Here is a 16,076-nt window from a genome sequence, read left to right on the forward strand (position 1 = left end):
ATGTACTCCTCAGGTCGTCCAAGGTCGCCACCCAGCGGCGTCGGTCCGAAGTCTTCAGTGCCGGTCAGGGATCCCGGTCGACCGATCGATGCCGCCGCTCGGGCACCGGATCCCAGCCCCCAGGGTGCCAGGGTGCGCACTTGAGCAGGCGGACGACCGTCAATACGGCGCCCACCACGAACCCGCGGGTACGCAACGCCTCGACGGCATACTCGCTGCAGGTGGGGGTGAAACGGCAGGTCGGCATGCGCGTCGGGGACACGTACGTGCGATAGAGCTCGATGCAGAAGATCAACATCCGCGCCGGCGCGGAGCGCACCGACCGCAGCACCTCGCCCGCGTTCATTCCGGCCGCCGCGCCGTCGCGACCAGGCCCAGGCGGGCGAGACCGGAGCGAACCTGCCGGTCGAGTTCCCGTGAGGACGCCGAGGCGGCACCGGGCAGAGCCCGCACGACGACGTCTGCGCCGACGGGAACCTCGTCGACGAGCGTCGCACAGATATGACGAAGCCGGCGTGCGACTCGATGTCGAATCACCGCCGGCCCGACAGCCTTGCTCACGACGAATCCGAACCGTGGACCGCCGAAACTCACCACCAGCTCGGCCTGCTCCCGCTCGATCGCGTGCACGACCAGGTCTCGCCGTCCCTGCCGGCGGCCGCGACGGACTGTCTCGGAGAAGTCCGCGCGGCGCCGCAGGCGATACGGCTCAGGTAGCACCCCGAGCTCCCGGAATCGGGATCAGGCGGTGAGCGAAGTGCGGCCCTTGCGCCGGCGCGCCGACACGATCGCGCGGCCCGCACGGGTCCGCATCCGGAGACGGAAGCCGTGAACGCGCGCGCGGCGTCGGTTGTTCGGCTGGAACGTCCGCTTGCCCTTGGCCACGGTCAACACTCCTCGAAGTTCTGTGACGCCGGTCGGCGTCCTCGGTCCAACGTGTACGAAAATCGCATGAACACGTGCCGTACGCGAAAAGAGAACACTGCGTGGCAGCACGGATCCGTCACTGCTGTATGAGTGACTGTTCGAGGCTACTCGGCGGCAAGCACGAAATCAAACCGCGGCGCCGCGGCACACGCAAGACGACACGCCGCATGCCATTTTCCCCCCGCGTCACGTTCGCAACACGAAGTCGCGTGACCCCGTTCATGCTCCGGTACGCTCCCGTTCATGGTTTCGCCGGGGCAGTTCCTCGTCGCCCACCACCGCGGTGATCAGGGCCGACTGCTCCGCGGGCACCGGCGTTGCGCCCGGCCGCCGGGCCGGGCGGGAACCCGCGCCCGCAGTCGCTAGCCCGGGCCACGCGCGCCGGGCGTCTCGAGACATGTCACACTGGGCACTTCGGATCCGAGCCGGCCCTCGCACCTGCTCACCCGTCCGCCTCGGCCTCCACAACTCCCAGCCTCATCCACAGGGCGCCACCCTGTGGTTGTCCACATCTGTGGATAATCGTGTGGAATTCGGATCGAGAGAACTGGGGAGGACGCGACGTGAACGACGAGCCGAACGCGCTGGCCGACGTGTGGCCGGACGTCGTCGCGGAGCTGACCGCCGACGGTGAGGGCCTCAGCAAGGGCCAGAAGGCGTGGCTCGCCCTGGTCAAGCCGATCACGCTGGCACAGGGATTCGCACTGCTGTCGGTTCCGTCCTCGTTCGCGCAGGAGGCCATCGAGCGGGATCTGCGCGAGCCGATCCTCCGTGCGCTCCACCGCACCCTCGGGCATCGCGTCGAAGGACTCGGCGTCCGCATCGAGCCGTCCGCGACCGTCGACGACCCCGCCGAGGACCCGTACGCCGTGCCGCGGGACACGCTGCCCCTCGAGGGTCTGCCGCCGGACCCCCGCTCGCCCGAGCCGCACTCGTTCGACACGCGGCCCATCGTCGCCGGCCCACTCGAGTCCCGCCCGCTCGAGTCCCGCCCGCGCGAGTCCGAGCGCCACGACATGGCACACCCCTTCCGGCGGCGCCGCCCCTCCTCCCTCGACCACGGCATGCTCGAGGTCGACACCGGGGAACTCGAGGAGGTCGACGACGACCGGGAGGCGATGACCGCGGTCCGGGAGTCGTGGCCGTCCTACTTCACGCAGCCGCCGCCCCCGGCCACCGCGTCCCCGACCGGCAGCAGCAGCCTCAACGCTAAGTACACGTTCGACACGTTCGTGATCGGAGCGTCCAACCGGTTCGCCCATGCGGCCGCGGTGGCGATCGCCGAGGCTCCCGCCCGCGCGTACAACCCGCTGTTCATCTGGGGCGCCTCCGGCCTGGGTAAGACGCACCTGCTGCACGCCGCCGGCCACTATGCGCAACGCCTGTTCCCGGGGATGCGGGTCAAGTACGTCTCCACCGAAGAGTTCACGAACGACTTCATCAACAGCCTGCGCGACGACCGCAAGGTGGCGTTCAAGCGCAGGTACCGCGAGACGGACATCCTCCTCGTCGACGACATCCAGTTCATCGAGGGCAAGGAAGGTATCCAGGAGGAGTTCTTCCACACCTTCAACACCCTGCACAACGCGAACAAGCAGATCGTGGTGTCGTCCGACCGTCCGCCGAAGCAGCTCGCGACGCTCGAGGAACGCCTGCGGACCCGGTTCGAGTGGGGCCTGATCACCGACGTCCAGCCGCCCGAACTCGAGACCCGCATCGCGATCCTCAGCAAGAAGGCGCGCATGGACCGGCTGGACGTGCCCCACGACGTCCTCGAGTTGATCGCCAGCAGGATCGAGCGCAACATCCGGGAACTCGAGGGGGCGTTGATCCGGGTCACGGCCTTCGCGTCGCTCAATCGGCAGCCGCTGGACCTGACCCTGGCCGAGGTGGTGCTCCGCGACCTCATCCCGGACTCGACGGCTCTCGAGATCAACTCCGCCACCATCATGGCGGTGACAGCCGAGTACTTCGGTACCTCGATCGACGACCTGTGCGGGCCCGGCAAGGCCCGACCGCTGGCCCAGGCCCGGCAGATCGCGATGTATCTGTGCCGCGAGCTCACCGACCTGTCCCTGCCCAAGATCGGGCAGACCTTCGGCCGGGACCACACGACGGTCATGTACGCGGACAAGAAGATTCGCAAGGAGATGACCGAGCGACGGAAGGTCTACGACCAGGTCCAGGAGCTGACCGCACGCATCAAGCAACGCTCCAAGCGCTGAGCTCGCCGACTCGGCACACAGGGCCCGGACGATCGTGTCCGGGCCCTTCTTCGTGCCCGGAACCCGGCCAGAGGGCGGCTGCGGGCGTGATTCTCGAGACGATTCGACGGTGACTCACACCTGTGGACAACGGTGTGTACAACGTGGGATCTTTGTGGACGGACGGTGTACCGATGTTGAACACTCTCGAGCTGTCCACATCCGTCCTCGAGAATTCCTCGAGTTCATCCTCGAGAGTCCGGGTCTCGAGAAGCCCGCCCGACCAGCGTAGACGGTCGTCCGTCCACAGATTCCACAACCCCTATTACTACTTCTGTGTTTTTTCTCGAAGACTTCTCTTTCAAAACAGGGCTGTGGAGGACTCGAGTGCACAGGGTCTCGAGAGCCCTGTCCCCCTCGAGCCTCCGGCTTTCCAACTGATCGACGAGCGCATACCGTGGAGCGACGTCCCCGCTGCCGACGTCGGTGTCGGGGCCTTGTGCCAGACTTCGTTGAATCGATCGACAGCCAGGAACAGCGAAAGGATCCGCGGGGCGATGGAGCTTGGAAGCATGAAGTTTCGTGTCGCTCGCGAGGACTTTGCCGACTCCGTCGCGTGGGTTGCGCGCAGTCTTCCGTCGCGACCGCCGGTGCCGGTGCTCGGTGGCGTCCTCCTCGGCGCGGACGAGCAGGGACTGACCGTCTCCGGATTCGACTACGAGGTCTCCGCACAGGTCCACGTCTCCGCGGAGGTGATCACGTCCGGGCAGGTGCTCGTCTCGGGCCGCCTGCTCGCCGACATCACCCGTGCACTGCCCAACAAGCCCGTCGACGTGGTGCTCGACGGAACGCGAGTGCTCATCAACTGCGGCAGCGCGAAGTTCTCCCTGCCGACGATGCCGGTCGAGGACTACCCGCAGCTGCCCGAGTTGCCGCAGCAGACCGGTTCGCTGCCCGTCGAGATGTTCGCCGAGGCGATCAGCCAGGTCGCCGTCGCGGCCGGCAAGGACGACACCCTGCCGATGCTGACCGGCATCCGGGTCGAGATCGACGGCACCCACATGGTGCTCGCGGCCACCGACCGGTTCCGTCTCGCGGTCCGCAAGATCGAGTGGATGCCCACCGTCGAGGCGGCGAGCGCCGCCGTGCTCGTCCCGGCCAAGACGCTCTCCGAGTCGGCGAAAACCGTTGGCGGATCCTCCAACTCGCCCGTCCAGCTCGCGCTGGGGGCCGGCTCGTCGGTCGGCGCCGAGGGCCTGCTCGGTATCGTCGCGGACGGCCGGCGCACCACCACCCGCCTCCTCGACGCCGAGTTCCCCAAGTTCCGCCAGCTGCTGCCCACCGAGCACACCGCGATGGCCACCGTCGAGATCGCGCCGCTCGTGGACGCGATCAAGCGCGTCGCGCTCGTCGCCGAACGCGGGGCGCAGGTGCGCCTCGAATTCACCGAGGGCGGCCTGCTGTTGTCGGCCGGGGGCGACGACGCCGGCCGCGCGGAGGAGTCGCTCGCGGCGGAGTTCCAGGGCGAGCCGCTGATCATCGCGTTCAACCCCGGGTACCTGCTCGACGGCCTCGGCTCGCTGCACAGCGAGAAGGTGTCGTTCGGCTTCACCACGCCGAGCCGTCCCGCCGTGCTGCGACCGGCGCTCGACGAGGCGCCCGAGCCCGACGCCTCCGGCACGTTCGCCGCCCCGGACAGCGACTACACCTACCTGCTGATGCCGGTGCGCCTGCCGGGCTGACCCGGAGGGAGGAAACGGTCGGCCTGTGTACGTTCGCACCCTCTCGTTACGCGATTTCCGTTCCTGGGAAGCCGTTTCGCTCGATCTCGCGCCCGGACCGACGGTGTTCCTCGGCCGTAACGGACACGGCAAGACCAACCTGCTCGAGGCGCTCGGCTATCTGTCGACGCTGACCTCGCACCGGGTCTCGGGTGATGCCCCGCTGCTGCGGACCGGGACGTCGCGGGCCGTGGTGAGCGCCGTCGTCGTCAACGGCGGCCGGGAACTGGGCATCGACGTCGAGATCAACGAGGGCCGGCCCAACCGCGGCCGGATCAACCAGTCGCCGACGCGGCGCCCGCGGGAGATTCTCGGCATTGTGCGGACGGTGTTGTTCGCGCCGGAGGACCTGTCCCTGGTGCGGGGTGATCCGGGGGATCGGCGCCGGTTCCTCGACGAGCTCCTCGCCACCCGCATCCCGCGGATGAGCGGCGTGCGTGCCGACTACGACAAGGTGCTGCGACAGCGGTCGGCGTTGCTCAAGACGGCCGGAGGTGCGCTGCGCCGCGGCAGCCGGTCCGGCGACGGGTCCAACGCACTGGCGACGCTCGACGTGTGGGACGGTCATCTCGCGACGCACGGTTCCGAGCTGCTCGCGGCGCGCATCGCCCTGTTGCACGAACTCGCCCCCCACGTCGCCGAGGCATACCGGTCGATCGCCCCCGAGTCGCGGCCGGCGATGCTCCGTTACCGCAGCACGGTGGGCGAGGCGTTGCCGCCGGAGTTCGCCGACCCGGGCCGCACGCCGCGATCCGACGACCGGGACGTGATCGAGGACGCGTTCCTGACCCGGCTGGCGCAGGCGCGGACGAAGGAGATCGAGCGGGGCGTGTGCCTGGTGGGGCCCCACCGCGACGAGCTGGACCTGATTCTGGGTGACCAGCCGGCCAAGGGCTTCGCCAGCCACGGGGAGTCCTGGTCGTTTGCGCTGGCGCTGCGCCTGGGCGCGTTCTCGCTCCTGCGGGCCGACGGCACGGACCCGGTCCTCATGCTCGACGACGTGTTCGCCGAGCTGGATCGGCGGCGCCGCACCGCGCTCGCCGCCGTCGCGGCCTCGGCCGAGCAGGTCCTCGTCACCGCCGCGGTGCCGGAGGACGTGCCGGCGGAGCTGGCCGCGGTCCGGTTCGGGGTGCGGGCCGAGGACACCGACCGGGGCCGGCTCTCGGTGCTGACCCCGCTCGACGGCGGCGATCCCGCACCGCCGGATCTGGACGGAACCGTGGACGGAGCATTGCGATGAGCATCGAGAACCCGGACGAACAGCCGTCTCAACCGCCGTTGCGCGGGATCGACCTGGCCCGTCGCGCACTGGAGGAGGCCCGGGCGGCAGCGCAGGCGAGCGGCAAGTCGGTGGGGCAGGGACGCGCCTCGCGCGGGGCGCTGCGACCGCGGCGCCGCCGCCGCGGCTGGTCCGGTCCGGGACCCGACGAGCGGGATCCGCAGCCGCTGGGCGCGCTGACCAATGCGATCGCCAAGCAGCGGGGATGGACGGGACGCGTGTCGGAGGGCACCGTGCTCGGGAGTTGGGCGCGCGTGGTCGGCGACGACATCGCCTCGCACGCGACGCCGACGACGCTGCGCGACAAGGTGCTGCACGTCTCGGCTGAGTCGACCGCATGGGCGACCCAGCTGCGCATGATGCAGGCGCAGATCCTCGCGAAGATCGCCGCCGCGGTCGGGCACGGGGTGGTCGAGGAACTGCGGATCACGGGGCCGACGGCGCCGAGCTGGCGCAAGGGGGAGCGGCACGTCCGCGGCCGCGGCCCGCGGGACACGTACGGCTGAACCCGCCCTGGATTTATCTGTAACCCGATGTTACGTTGAAACGTGCCGGTTGTGCGCTGTCCCACACTCCGCATCGGGAGGTACGTCCATGTCCCCATCGCTCACCGAACCGGACCGGGTGCTGCTCCAGGCCCGCGACGTCGAGTTCGACTGGAGCGCCCTGCCCATGCACTGGGTGCCGGGCGATCCGTTCAGCACCCACGTGCTCAACGTCCTGCACCTGCTGCTGCCGGCGGGGGAGGAGTGGTTCGTCGAGACGTTCAAGGAGGCGCTGCCGCTCATCCGGGACGAACAACTGCGCGACGACGTCGTGGGATTCATCGGTCAGGAATCGGTGCACTCCAACGCCCACCAGGGAGTACTCGAGCAACTCGAGGCGAAGGGTCTCGACCCCACCCCGTTCACGGACCAGATGCGGTGGTTGTTCGGACGGCTGCTCGGCCGGCGGCCGCTCACGGGACTGCGGGCGGAGAACTACCTCGTCGAACGGCTCGCCCTCATTGCCGCCGTCGAACACGTCACCGCGTTCCTGGGTGACTGGGTCCTCAACGCGAAGGGTCTCGACGCGGCGGGCACCGATCCGACCATGCTCGACCTGTTGCGCTGGCACGGTGCCGAGGAGGTCGAGCATCGCAGCGTCGCCTACGACGTGATGCGCTACTTCGACCCCGGGGAGGCGCGCCGGATCCGCACGCAGCTCATCGTCACCCCGGTCCTCGTGTGGCTGTGGATCCGCGGTGCCCGCTTCCTGATGGCTCACGACCCCGCACTGGCGGGTGCGCCCGGACATGCTCGCGCACCTCATCTTTCGGACTGGTCCGCGGCCAGTCGACGCGGTACGCTGCCCGGGCCCGTGGACCTCGGCCGGCGCATGTCGCGGTACTTCCGCCGCTCGTACCACCCCAGCCAGGAGGGTTCGACCGCCCAGGCGGTCCGCTACCTGGCGTCCTCGCCCGCGGCCCGGGCGGCGGCCCGATGACCGGACTGCTGTCGCGGCACGGTCGCCCGTCGGACCTGCGGGGCCGGAACCGCCCCGACCGGGCGATGGGCGTGCTCGGATCCGTCGTGGACAGATACCTCAGCCTCGTCACGACGCTCGACTACACCGGTGCCGTCGGAGCCGCCGACGCCGATCGGCAGGTGGATCTGCTTGTGGCGGAGAGGGCTCCCGTGACGGCCGACGGCGACGTGGTGCGGTTGACGCTGCGCGCCCCGGACGGCGCCGAGTTGCCGGCATGGCACCCGGGCGCCCATCTCGACTTCCATCTGCCGTCGGGGCGGCGGCGACAGTACTCGCTGTGCGGGGATCACGAGGACCGCGGCCGATACACCGTCGCGGTCCGCCGGATTCCCGGCGGTGGGGGCGGCTCACTCGAGATGCATGCTCTCGAACCGGGTGACCTCGTGGCCGTGCGCGGTCCGCGCAACGGGTTTCCCTTCGTCGCCGAGGGCCCGGCCCTGTTCGTCGCCGGCGGGATCGGCATCACCCCCGTCCTGGCGATGGCCCGCGCCGCACACCGCGCCGGGATGGACTGGCGGCTCGTCTACACCGGCCGGACCCGGTCCGCGATGCCGTTCCTCGACGAGATCGGGACATGGGACCCGTCAAGGGTTTTCGTGCGGCCGGACGACGAGTTCGGCACGCCGACGGGAGCCGAACTGCTCGCCGGTGCTCCCGCCGGCGGCGCCGTCTACTGTTGCGGGCCCACCCCGATGCTGGACGCCGTGCGCGCCGGCATCGACGCCACCCCGGCGTCGGCCCTGCACTTCGAGCGGTTCGGCGCCCCGCCCGTGGTCGCCGGCCGGCCGTTCGAGGTCCAATTGGCAAGCACCGGAGAGGTACTCGACGTTCCGGCCGACGAATCGGCGCTCGAGATCATCCGCCGGCGCCTGCCCGGCATCGGCTACTCGTGCCGCCAGGGTTTCTGCGGAACCTGCCGGGTGCGGGTCCTGTCCGGCACCCCCGACCACCGCGAGAACCGGCTCACCCCCGAGGAACGTCGCGAGGAGATGCTCGTCTGCGTCTCGCGCGCCGACGGTGGCCGGCTCGTACTCGATCTCTGAGGAGAACGCATGACCACTCGCACCGTCACGAACGGAAACGTCCGGCTCCACGTCGTCGAGGAGGGCAACCCGGCGGGGCCGACGCTGGTGCTGGTCCACGGCTGGCCCGACACCCACGCCCTGTGGGACCGCGTGGTACCCGAGCTGGCCCGCGACTTCCGGATCGTCCGGTTCGACAACCGCGGCGCCGGTGTCTCGACCGTGCCGCGCGACGTCGCGGACTACCGGCTCGAGCTGCTCGCCGCGGACCTGTTCGCGGTGCTCGACGCGGTGAGCCCGGGCGTGCCCGTGCACCTGCTCGGGCACGACTGGGGAGCGGTGCTGTGCTGGGAGGCCGTGTGCGAACCCGGGGCGGCCGAGCGGATCGCGTCCTACACCTCGGTGTCCGGGCCGAACCTCGACCATCTCGCTTCGTGGATGCGCCGCCGGCTGCGGGATCGGCGCCCGCTCGGCCCGCTCGAGCAGGCTGTGGCGTCGGCCTACACGGTGCTGTTCCAGACTCCCGGCCTGCCCGTGCCGGCCCTCCGGTGGTGGTTCTCGCGGCACTGGCCCGGATTCGTCGGATTCTTCGACCGCTCCGATCCGGCCCTGATCGGGCCGGTCGCGCCCACGCTGGCCGACGACATGGTGCACGGGCTGAAGCTGTACCGGGCGAACCTGCGCCGGCGCCTGCGTGCGCCGCGCGAGCGGCGCACCGACGTGCCCGTGCAGCTGATCCAGGGGCTGCGGGACCGGGCGGTGCGGCCGGTCGGGTACGAGGACACCGAGAAGTGGGTGACCGATCTGCGCCGGGAACCGCTCGACGCCGGACACTGGTCGCCCCGCTCGCATGCCTCGGAGCTCGCGGCCGCCACCGCGCGCTTCGTGCGCGACGTCGAAGCGCGGCACACTGTCCGAACTCCCGCGCTCTAGCGATTCACCTTCCCGCCCCCGCGACGCCGCGCCTGCGGGCCGGTGAGCGGCGTCGACGGCCCGTTCTGTGTCGGACGGGGCAAGTACGGTTCCGGGCAGTAGGATGAATCCGAATGCGCGCGTGTGCGCGAGGCCCAGGCGGAAGAAGGAGAGCTACCAACTCGTGGCTGCCCAGAAGTCGAACAAGAGCAACAGTGACTACGGTGCTTCCTCCATCACCGTCCTCGAGGGGCTCGAGGCGGTGCGCAAGCGCCCCGGCATGTACATCGGATCCACCGGTGAGCGCGGTCTGCACCACCTGATCTGGGAGGTCGTCGACAACTCGGTCGACGAGGCGATGGCCGGCCACGCGACCAAGGTCGAGGTGACCCTCCTCGAGGACGGCGGCGTGCAGGTCGTCGACGACGGCCGCGGTATCCCCGTCGGGATGCACGCCTCCGGCGTCCCGACCGTCGAGGTCGTGCTGACGCAGCTGCACGCGGGCGGCAAGTTCGACTCCGACGCCTACGCGGTGTCCGGCGGTCTGCACGGCGTCGGCATCTCGGTGGTCAACGCGCTGTCCACCAAACTCGAGGTCGAGATCGACCGCGACGGGTACCACTGGGAGCAGACCTACCAGTCCTCCAAGCCGGGGACGCTGGTCAAGGGTGAGCCCACCCGGGCCACCGGCACCACCGTCCGGTTCTGGGCGGACCCGGACATCTTCGAAACCACGACCTACAACTTCGAGACGGTCGCGCGGCGACTGCAGGAGATGGCCTTCCTCAACAAGGGCCTGACGATCACGCTGACCGATGAGCGTGTCGCGCCGGAGGAGGTCACGGACGAGGTCGTCAGCGAGCTCGCCGAGGCACCGAAGAAGGCCGAGGAGCAGGAACAGGCCGAGATCGAGCAGCAGCACAAGGTCAAGGTCCGCGTCTATCACTACCCGGGCGGCCTCGAGGACTATGTGCGGCACATCAACCGCACCAAGCAGCCGATCCACAACTCGGTCGTCGGTTTCACCGCGAAGGGCACCGGCCACGAACTCGAGGTCGCTATGCAGTGGAACTCGGGCTACTCCGAGTCGGTCCACACCTTCGCCAACACGATCAACACCCACGAGGGCGGCACCCACGAGGAGGGCTTCCGTGCGGCGCTGACCTCGGTGGTCAACAAGTACGCGAAGGACAAGAAGCTCCTCAAGGACAAGGATCCGAACCTCACCGGCGACGACATCCGTGAGGGTCTGGCCGCTATCATCTCGGTCAAGGTCGGCGAACCGCAGTTCGAGGGTCAGACCAAGACCAAGCTCGGCAATACCGAGGTCAAGTCGTTCGTGCAGAAGGCCTGCAACGAGCACTTGTCGCACTGGCTCGAGGCCAACCCGGCCGACGCGAAGACCATTGTGACGAAGGCAGTCTCGTCCGCCCAGGCCCGCGTCGCCGCTCGTAAGGCCCGCGAGCTGGTCCGGCGCAAGTCCGCCACCGATCTCGGGGGCCTGCCCGGCAAGCTGGCGGACTGCCGCTCCAACGATCCGAGCAAGTCCGAGATCTACATCGTCGAGGGCGACTCGGCCGGCGGCTCCGCCAAGTCGGGCCGCGATTCGATGTATCAGGCGATCCTGCCGCTGCGCGGCAAGATCATCAACGTCGAGAAGGCGCGCATCGACAGGGTCCTCAAGAACAACGAGGTCCAGGCGATCATCACCGCCTTCGGTACCGGTATCCACGACGAGTTCGACATCTCGAAGTTGCGCTATCACAAGATCGTGTTGATGGCCGATGCCGACGTGGACGGCCAGCACATCGCGACCCTGCTGCTGACGCTGCTGTTCCGATTCATGCGCCCGCTGGTCGAGCACGGGCACGTCTACCTGGCGCAGCCCCCGCTGTACAAGCTCAAGTGGCAGCGTTCCGAGCCGGAGTTCGCGTACTCCGACCGGGAGCGCGACGGCCTGCTCGAGCGTGGCCTCGCGTCCGGCAAGAAGATCAACAAGGACGACGGCATCCAGCGGTACAAGGGCCTCGGCGAGATGAATGCCAAGGAACTGTGGGAGACCACCATGGACCCGAGCGTGCGCGTGCTCCGTCAGGTCACGCTCGACGACGCGGCGGCCGCCGACGAACTGTTCAGCGTGCTGATGGGTGAGGACGTGGAGGCACGTCGCAGTTTCATCACCCGTAACGCGAAGGACGTCCGCTTCCTGGACGTCTGACCGGGTCTCGCGGGCGCGGAAGGGCGGCGAAAGCGGTGGTGTGACGAGGTTCACACGAACGCTTTCGCCGCCCTTCGGCGCGTCGGCCGCCCGTTCCGGGGCCGCGAATGTTACTGGTCGGTAGAGTTTTCGGCGCGTCGACCGCTTCGAGACACGACTGCCGCCGGTTCGGGGAGTGATCGTGCTCCTTTCGTGATCCGCACTCGGGCGGATATGGTGCGTGCACTCAGGAACGTCTCTTCCGACCACTCCACCCGCAGACGCACCTCCTCGACGCCGAGCGGTGTGGCGCGGGTGTGGGTCGGCGGCGGAAACCGGGTGGAAAGTGAGCTGGAAAGATGAGTGACGAATCGCCACCTCGGCAGCGGTGGTGGAACATCGAAGGGTGGGGCCTTCGCTGGAAGGTGACCGCCGTTCTCGCCGTTCCCGTGACCGTGGCCATGGTCCTGGGCGGACTGCGCGTGCAGCAGGAGCTCTCCAACGCGGTCCACTTCTCGTCCGCTGCCGACCAGGTGGCCGTCGTGCCCGACCTCGTCGATTTCGGTACCGCCTTCGGTACCGCCTCCGCGACGCTGGCTGCCGGGACCGGCGTCACGAACGAGATCGAGAATCTCGACGCGACGCTCGAACGCGTCCGGGCGGTGTCCCGGAATCCGGAGCTGGATCCGGTCATCGCCGCGGACCTCACCCGCACGGTGGCCGCCGCCGAGTCGTTGCGAGACCGCATCGCGGCCGGGGACATCCCGCTTCCCGAGCTCAACGAGCAGACCAACACCATCCGTAAGGATCTGATCCGCATCGTCGAAGCCATCGTCGAGCCGATCGAGGATCCGTCCGTGCTCGCCGAGGGCACCCGCCTCGTCGATGCCTGGGCGTCCCAGCGTTACCTCTTCGACCAGGTGATGGGCATCGTGGCGATCCTGCGGGACCCCGACCAGCCCGGTACCACGCTGGTGTCCGCGTCCGGATCCGAGCTGGCCATGCTCGAGACGCTCGCCCGGTCGTACCCGGCGTCCGATGCGCAGATCCAGGAGCTGCGCAGCGGCGTCGCCGAGCGCACCGCGATGATCGACGCCGCGGGCGCCGGCCCCCTGCCCATCCTGAACCTGCGTGCGTCGCTGCTGGAGAGTGTCGAGGTCTACGGCACCCTCATCGACGAAGCATCCGACGCGATCAGCAGCACCGTTCTCACCCGCGCCTCCGACACCCGCTCCGCCGCTCTGCGTGACACCGCGATCGTGCTCGGCGCCCTGCTCGCCGCCCTGGTCCTGGCGCTCCTGGTGTCGCGGTCGCTCGTCGGCCCGATCCGGCGCCTGCGTTACGGCGCGCTCAAGGTCGCCCGGCAGGAACTCCCCGACGCGATCGACCGCATCAAGGTGGGCGACAACGTCGAGGACATCGAGTTCACCCGGGTCCCGGTGCACACGACCGAGGAGATCGGCCAGCTCGCCCGCGCCGTCGACGACATGCACGGGCAGGCTCTGCGCCTCGCCGGCGAGCAGGCCCACCTCCGCCTGCAGATCAACGACATGTTCGAAACCCTCGCCCGGCGCAGCAAGTCGCTCGTCGAGCAGCAGCTCGGCCTCATCGAACGGCTCGAGTACGAGGAGAAGGATCCGGCCCGGCTCGAGAGCCTGTTCCGGCTCGACCACCTGGCGGCGCGCATGCGCCGTAACGGCGACAACCTGCTGATTCTCTCCGGAACCCGGATGCGGCGCGGTCATTCCGCACCCGTGCAGCTCGGTGACATCCTCCGTGCCGCGATGTCCGAGGTCGAGGACTACCAGCGGGTCCAGATCGGCTCGACGCCCGAAGGCGCCCTCAGCGGTACAGTCGCCACGGACATCGTGCATCTGCTCGCCGAGCTCGTCGACAACTCGCTGCGGGCGTCGCCGCCGGACAGCACCGTGACGTTCAGCTTCGCGCGCGCCGTCGACGGTGGTCTGCTCGTCGAGATCGCCGACCGCGGTATCGGTATCCCGGCCGAGGAACTCGACGCGATCAACGAGCGTCTCGCTCTCGGCGGCGAGGTCGGTCCCGACACCGCCCGTCACATGGGTCTGTTCGTGGTCTCGCGCCTCGCGGCCCGACACGGCCTCACCGTGCGGCTGCGCCCGACGTTCGACACCGCGCGCAACCCGGGCATCACCGCCAGCGTCCACATTCCCGACGTGCTCCTCGTCTCGCCGCTCGCCCTGTCGCAGACCGGGCCGCAGCCGCGCACGGGGGAGGACGGCCGTCCGGCCGAGACCCTCGCGCCGCGGCCACCCCGCGATGTCACAGTCCCGGCCGCGCCGGAACGCGCTCCTGCGCCGGCATCGGCACTGCCGCAGCGGGAGCCGGCATCGGCACTGCCGCAGCGGGAGCCGGCATCCGCACTGCCGCAGCGGGAGCCGGCATCCGCACTGCCGCAGCGACAGGCGGCACCCGTCGCCGCGGAGTCGGCCGCAGGTCTGCCACAGCGTCAGCCCGGTGCCACTCCGGGGCTGCCGCAGCGCCGGCCCGGCTCCACTCCCGGTCTGCCGCAGCGTCAGCCCGGTGCCGCACCGGAGCGCCAGCCCACGCCGCTGGCCGACCTGCCCCGGCGTCAACCCGGTCCGACACCGGTCCTGCCGTCGCGTCGCACGGAGACGGTCTCGTCCGCTCCTGCTCCCGCCCCGGCGGCGCCCCGGTCTCCGGGTAGTGGTCTGCCGCAGCGCCGGCCGGGCGCCACGCCGGGTATCTCGCCCCAGCCGGCGGCCGCACCGAACAACGGTGCACCGGGCAGCGGTGCGCCGAACAACGGTGCGCCGGGCAACGGTGCGCCGGGCAACGGTCTGCCGCAGCGCCGGCCGGGGAGCACCCCCGGTCTGCCGATACCGCCGGCCGCATCGGAATCCGCGCTTGCGCAACGCAATTCCGAACCGTCCGCAGCTCGGGACGAAGCGGCCGACGGACAACCGGGTCGCGCCTCCCGGCATCGGTACCGGACGAACCCGGCCAAGACGGCGTCGTTCTTCCAGCCGCGTCCCGATGTCGACACCTTGCGTCCGCATCCCGGTGCCGGCACGCCGATCTTCGCCGACATGATGTCGAGCTGGCTCGTCGATCCGACGAGTCAGCCCGAGGACCGCCGTCCGGAGTGGAACTCACGGGCGGATGCCGGGTGGAGGGCCGCCCAGGAGGCTGCGCAGGCTCCGGTGGAGCAACTCACCACCGCGGGTCTCCCGCGGCGTGCACCCGGTCATAGGCTGGTGCCCGGTGCGGTCGCCTCGCCGGCGACCGGATCCGTGCCGGCTGTCCGGCGGCGCGACCCGGAGGCCATCCGGGCCAACCTGAGCCGTCACCAGCAAGGGGTTCGCAACGGGCGGGCCTCCGCGCACGCGTCCACCCAGACCGACGAACAGGGAGTTCGATGAACATTGACCATGGATCCGACGTGACTCGTCCTCTGGACTGGTTGGTGTCGAACTTCGCGCGCGAGGTTCCCGGCGTCTCCCACGCCGTGCTCGTGTCCGCGGACGGCCTCCTGATGGCGGCCAGCGCACACCTGCCCGTCGACCGTGCCGAGCAGCTCGCTGCCGTCACGTCCGGACTCGCCAGCCTGTCCAACGGCGTGTCCCAGCTCTTCGAGGGCGGCGGAGTGCTCCAGTCCGTCGTCGAGATGCAGCACGGCTACCTGCTGCTGATGAGCGTGGGCGACGGCTCGCACCTGGCGGCGCTGACCGCCTCGGAGTGCGACATCGGGCAGGTCGGTTACGAGATGGCACTCCTGGTCGATCGTGTGGGGGCATCGGTCGAGGCCACTCCGCGCATCGGTCTGGGGTCCTGACGTCGAGGTGGCCATGGAAGAACGCAAGGCGGAGTCGCCGCCGGCCCAGCCCAGTCTGGTCCGGCCGTACTCACTGACCTCGGGGCGGACCAGCCCCGCGGTCGAGCTGGCGTTGGAGGCACTGATCCAGGTCCTCCCGGGCACGGACGACCGTGCCCGGGACCTGGACAACATCAACGCCACGATCGTGGCGTTGTGCAGGGAGTCCCCGTCGGTCGCCGAGATCGCGGCGCGGGTGGGTGTGCCGATCGGGGTGGCGCGCGTACTCGTGGCGGATCTCGTCGAAGCCGGGCATGTACGGATCCTGGCCACCCTGAAAGACGATTCGAGCGACGCGGAGCGTCGTGAGCTGATTGAAAGGGTCCTCAGTGGACTTCGCGAACTCTAACTCCCCG

General features: G+C 69.7%; 14 protein-coding genes. 11 read left to right on the forward strand and 3 right to left on the reverse strand.

What is annotated here, in order from left to right:
• Positions 1-64 precede the first annotated feature (64 nt).
• From yidD to rpmH, 3 genes are read right to left on the reverse strand one after another with little or no spacing between them, the layout of a single operon-like run.
• Positions 65-346 (reverse strand): membrane protein insertion efficiency factor YidD, encoded by a 282-nt coding sequence (yidD, locus tag LZP97_RS20460; RefSeq protein ID WP_010595438.1) that lies wholly within the window; start codon positions 344-346, stop codon positions 65-67.
• On the reverse strand, positions 343-720 hold the full coding sequence (rnpA, locus tag LZP97_RS20465; RefSeq protein WP_026137831.1) for a ribonuclease P protein component: 378 nt from the start codon (positions 718-720) through the stop codon (positions 343-345). Before rnpA ends, yidD begins: the two co-directional genes overlap by 4 nt.
• Positions 721-741: 21 nt before the next feature.
• A complete protein-coding gene (gene rpmH, locus LZP97_RS20470; RefSeq protein ID WP_006934459.1) occupies positions 742-885 on the reverse strand; it encodes a 50S ribosomal protein L34 in 144 nt (47 codons plus the stop codon).
• A 605-nt stretch (positions 886-1,490) separates the two neighbouring features.
• Here rpmH and dnaA point away from each other — a divergent pair.
• From dnaA to LZP97_RS20525, 11 genes are all read left to right on the forward strand, one after another.
• The gene (gene dnaA / locus LZP97_RS20475; protein ID WP_017681018.1) at positions 1,491-3,152 is read left to right on the forward strand and encodes a chromosomal replication initiator protein DnaA; all 1,662 of its coding nucleotides are present in this window, start codon (positions 1,491-1,493) and stop codon (positions 3,150-3,152) included.
• Positions 3,153-3,688: 536 nt separating this feature from the next.
• Positions 3,689-4,873 carry a DNA polymerase III subunit beta gene (gene dnaN, locus LZP97_RS20480; protein WP_010595441.1) on the forward strand — a complete coding sequence of 395 codons (1,185 nt, stop codon included), beginning with the start codon at positions 3,689-3,691 and terminating at the stop codon, positions 4,871-4,873.
• Between the two features lie 25 nt (positions 4,874-4,898).
• A complete protein-coding gene (recF, locus tag LZP97_RS20485; RefSeq protein ID WP_040273103.1) occupies positions 4,899-6,152 on the forward strand; it encodes a DNA replication/repair protein RecF in 1,254 nt (417 codons plus the stop codon).
• Complete coding sequence (locus LZP97_RS20490; RefSeq protein ID WP_010595443.1) at positions 6,149-6,697, forward strand: DUF721 family protein; 549 nt, start codon at positions 6,149-6,151, stop codon at positions 6,695-6,697. Before recF ends, LZP97_RS20490 begins: the two co-directional genes overlap by 4 nt.
• Before the next feature lie 88 nt (positions 6,698-6,785).
• The gene (locus tag LZP97_RS20495) at positions 6,786-7,676 is read left to right on the forward strand and encodes a metal-dependent hydrolase (protein ID WP_010595444.1); all 891 of its coding nucleotides are present in this window, start codon (positions 6,786-6,788) and stop codon (positions 7,674-7,676) included.
• Positions 7,673-8,761, forward strand: a complete 1,089-nt coding sequence (locus LZP97_RS20500) for a PDR/VanB family oxidoreductase (RefSeq protein ID WP_040273105.1) — start codon at positions 7,673-7,675, stop codon at positions 8,759-8,761. Before LZP97_RS20495 ends, LZP97_RS20500 begins: the two co-directional genes overlap by 4 nt.
• Positions 8,762-8,770: 9 nt before the next feature.
• Entirely contained in the window at positions 8,771-9,673 is a 903-nt protein-coding gene (locus LZP97_RS20505; RefSeq protein ID WP_040273107.1) for an alpha/beta fold hydrolase, read from the forward strand.
• Positions 9,674-9,836: 163 nt separating this feature from the next.
• Positions 9,837-11,870 carry a DNA topoisomerase (ATP-hydrolyzing) subunit B gene (gyrB, locus tag LZP97_RS20510; RefSeq protein WP_010595447.1) on the forward strand — a complete coding sequence of 678 codons (2,034 nt, stop codon included), beginning with the start codon at positions 9,837-9,839 and terminating at the stop codon, positions 11,868-11,870.
• A gap of 338 nt (positions 11,871-12,208) precedes the next feature.
• Positions 12,209-15,268 (forward strand): sensor histidine kinase, encoded by a 3,060-nt coding sequence (locus LZP97_RS20515; protein WP_200903440.1) that lies wholly within the window; start codon positions 12,209-12,211, stop codon positions 15,266-15,268.
• On the forward strand, positions 15,265-15,681 hold the full coding sequence (locus tag LZP97_RS20520; protein ID WP_003936637.1) for a roadblock/LC7 domain-containing protein: 417 nt from the start codon (positions 15,265-15,267) through the stop codon (positions 15,679-15,681). The genes LZP97_RS20515 and LZP97_RS20520 overlap by 4 nt, the downstream gene beginning before the upstream one ends.
• A gap of 13 nt (positions 15,682-15,694) precedes the next feature.
• The gene (locus LZP97_RS20525) at positions 15,695-16,069 is read left to right on the forward strand and encodes a DUF742 domain-containing protein (RefSeq protein ID WP_003936636.1); all 375 of its coding nucleotides are present in this window, start codon (positions 15,695-15,697) and stop codon (positions 16,067-16,069) included.
• Positions 16,070-16,076: the final 7 nt, after the last annotated feature.

Origin of the sequence: Rhodococcus sp. DMF-1 (assembly GCF_021441945.1) — a bacterium.
GTDB lineage: Bacteria > Actinomycetota > Actinomycetes > Mycobacteriales > Mycobacteriaceae > Rhodococcus > Rhodococcus ruber.

Coding starts and splice junctions, on each gene's coding strand:
- dnaN (WP_010595441.1), top strand. CDS start 3,689: ATGGAGCTTGGAAGCATGAAGTTTCGTGTCGCTCGCGAGGACTTTGCC.
- LZP97_RS20500 (WP_040273105.1), top strand. CDS start 7,673: ATGACCGGACTGCTGTCGCGGCACGGTCGCCCGTCGGACCTGCGGGGC.
- LZP97_RS20520 (WP_003936637.1), top strand. CDS start 15,265: ATGAACATTGACCATGGATCCGACGTGACTCGTCCTCTGGACTGGTTG.
- LZP97_RS20515 (WP_200903440.1), top strand. CDS start 12,209: ATGAGTGACGAATCGCCACCTCGGCAGCGGTGGTGGAACATCGAAGGG.
- yidD (WP_010595438.1), bottom strand. CDS start 346: ATGAACGCGGGCGAGGTGCTGCGGTCGGTGCGCTCCGCGCCGGCGCGG.
- LZP97_RS20495 (WP_010595444.1), top strand. CDS start 6,786: ATGTCCCCATCGCTCACCGAACCGGACCGGGTGCTGCTCCAGGCCCGC.
- LZP97_RS20525 (WP_003936636.1), top strand. CDS start 15,695: ATGGAAGAACGCAAGGCGGAGTCGCCGCCGGCCCAGCCCAGTCTGGTC.
- LZP97_RS20490 (WP_010595443.1), top strand. CDS start 6,149: ATGAGCATCGAGAACCCGGACGAACAGCCGTCTCAACCGCCGTTGCGC.
- LZP97_RS20505 (WP_040273107.1), top strand. CDS start 8,771: ATGACCACTCGCACCGTCACGAACGGAAACGTCCGGCTCCACGTCGTC.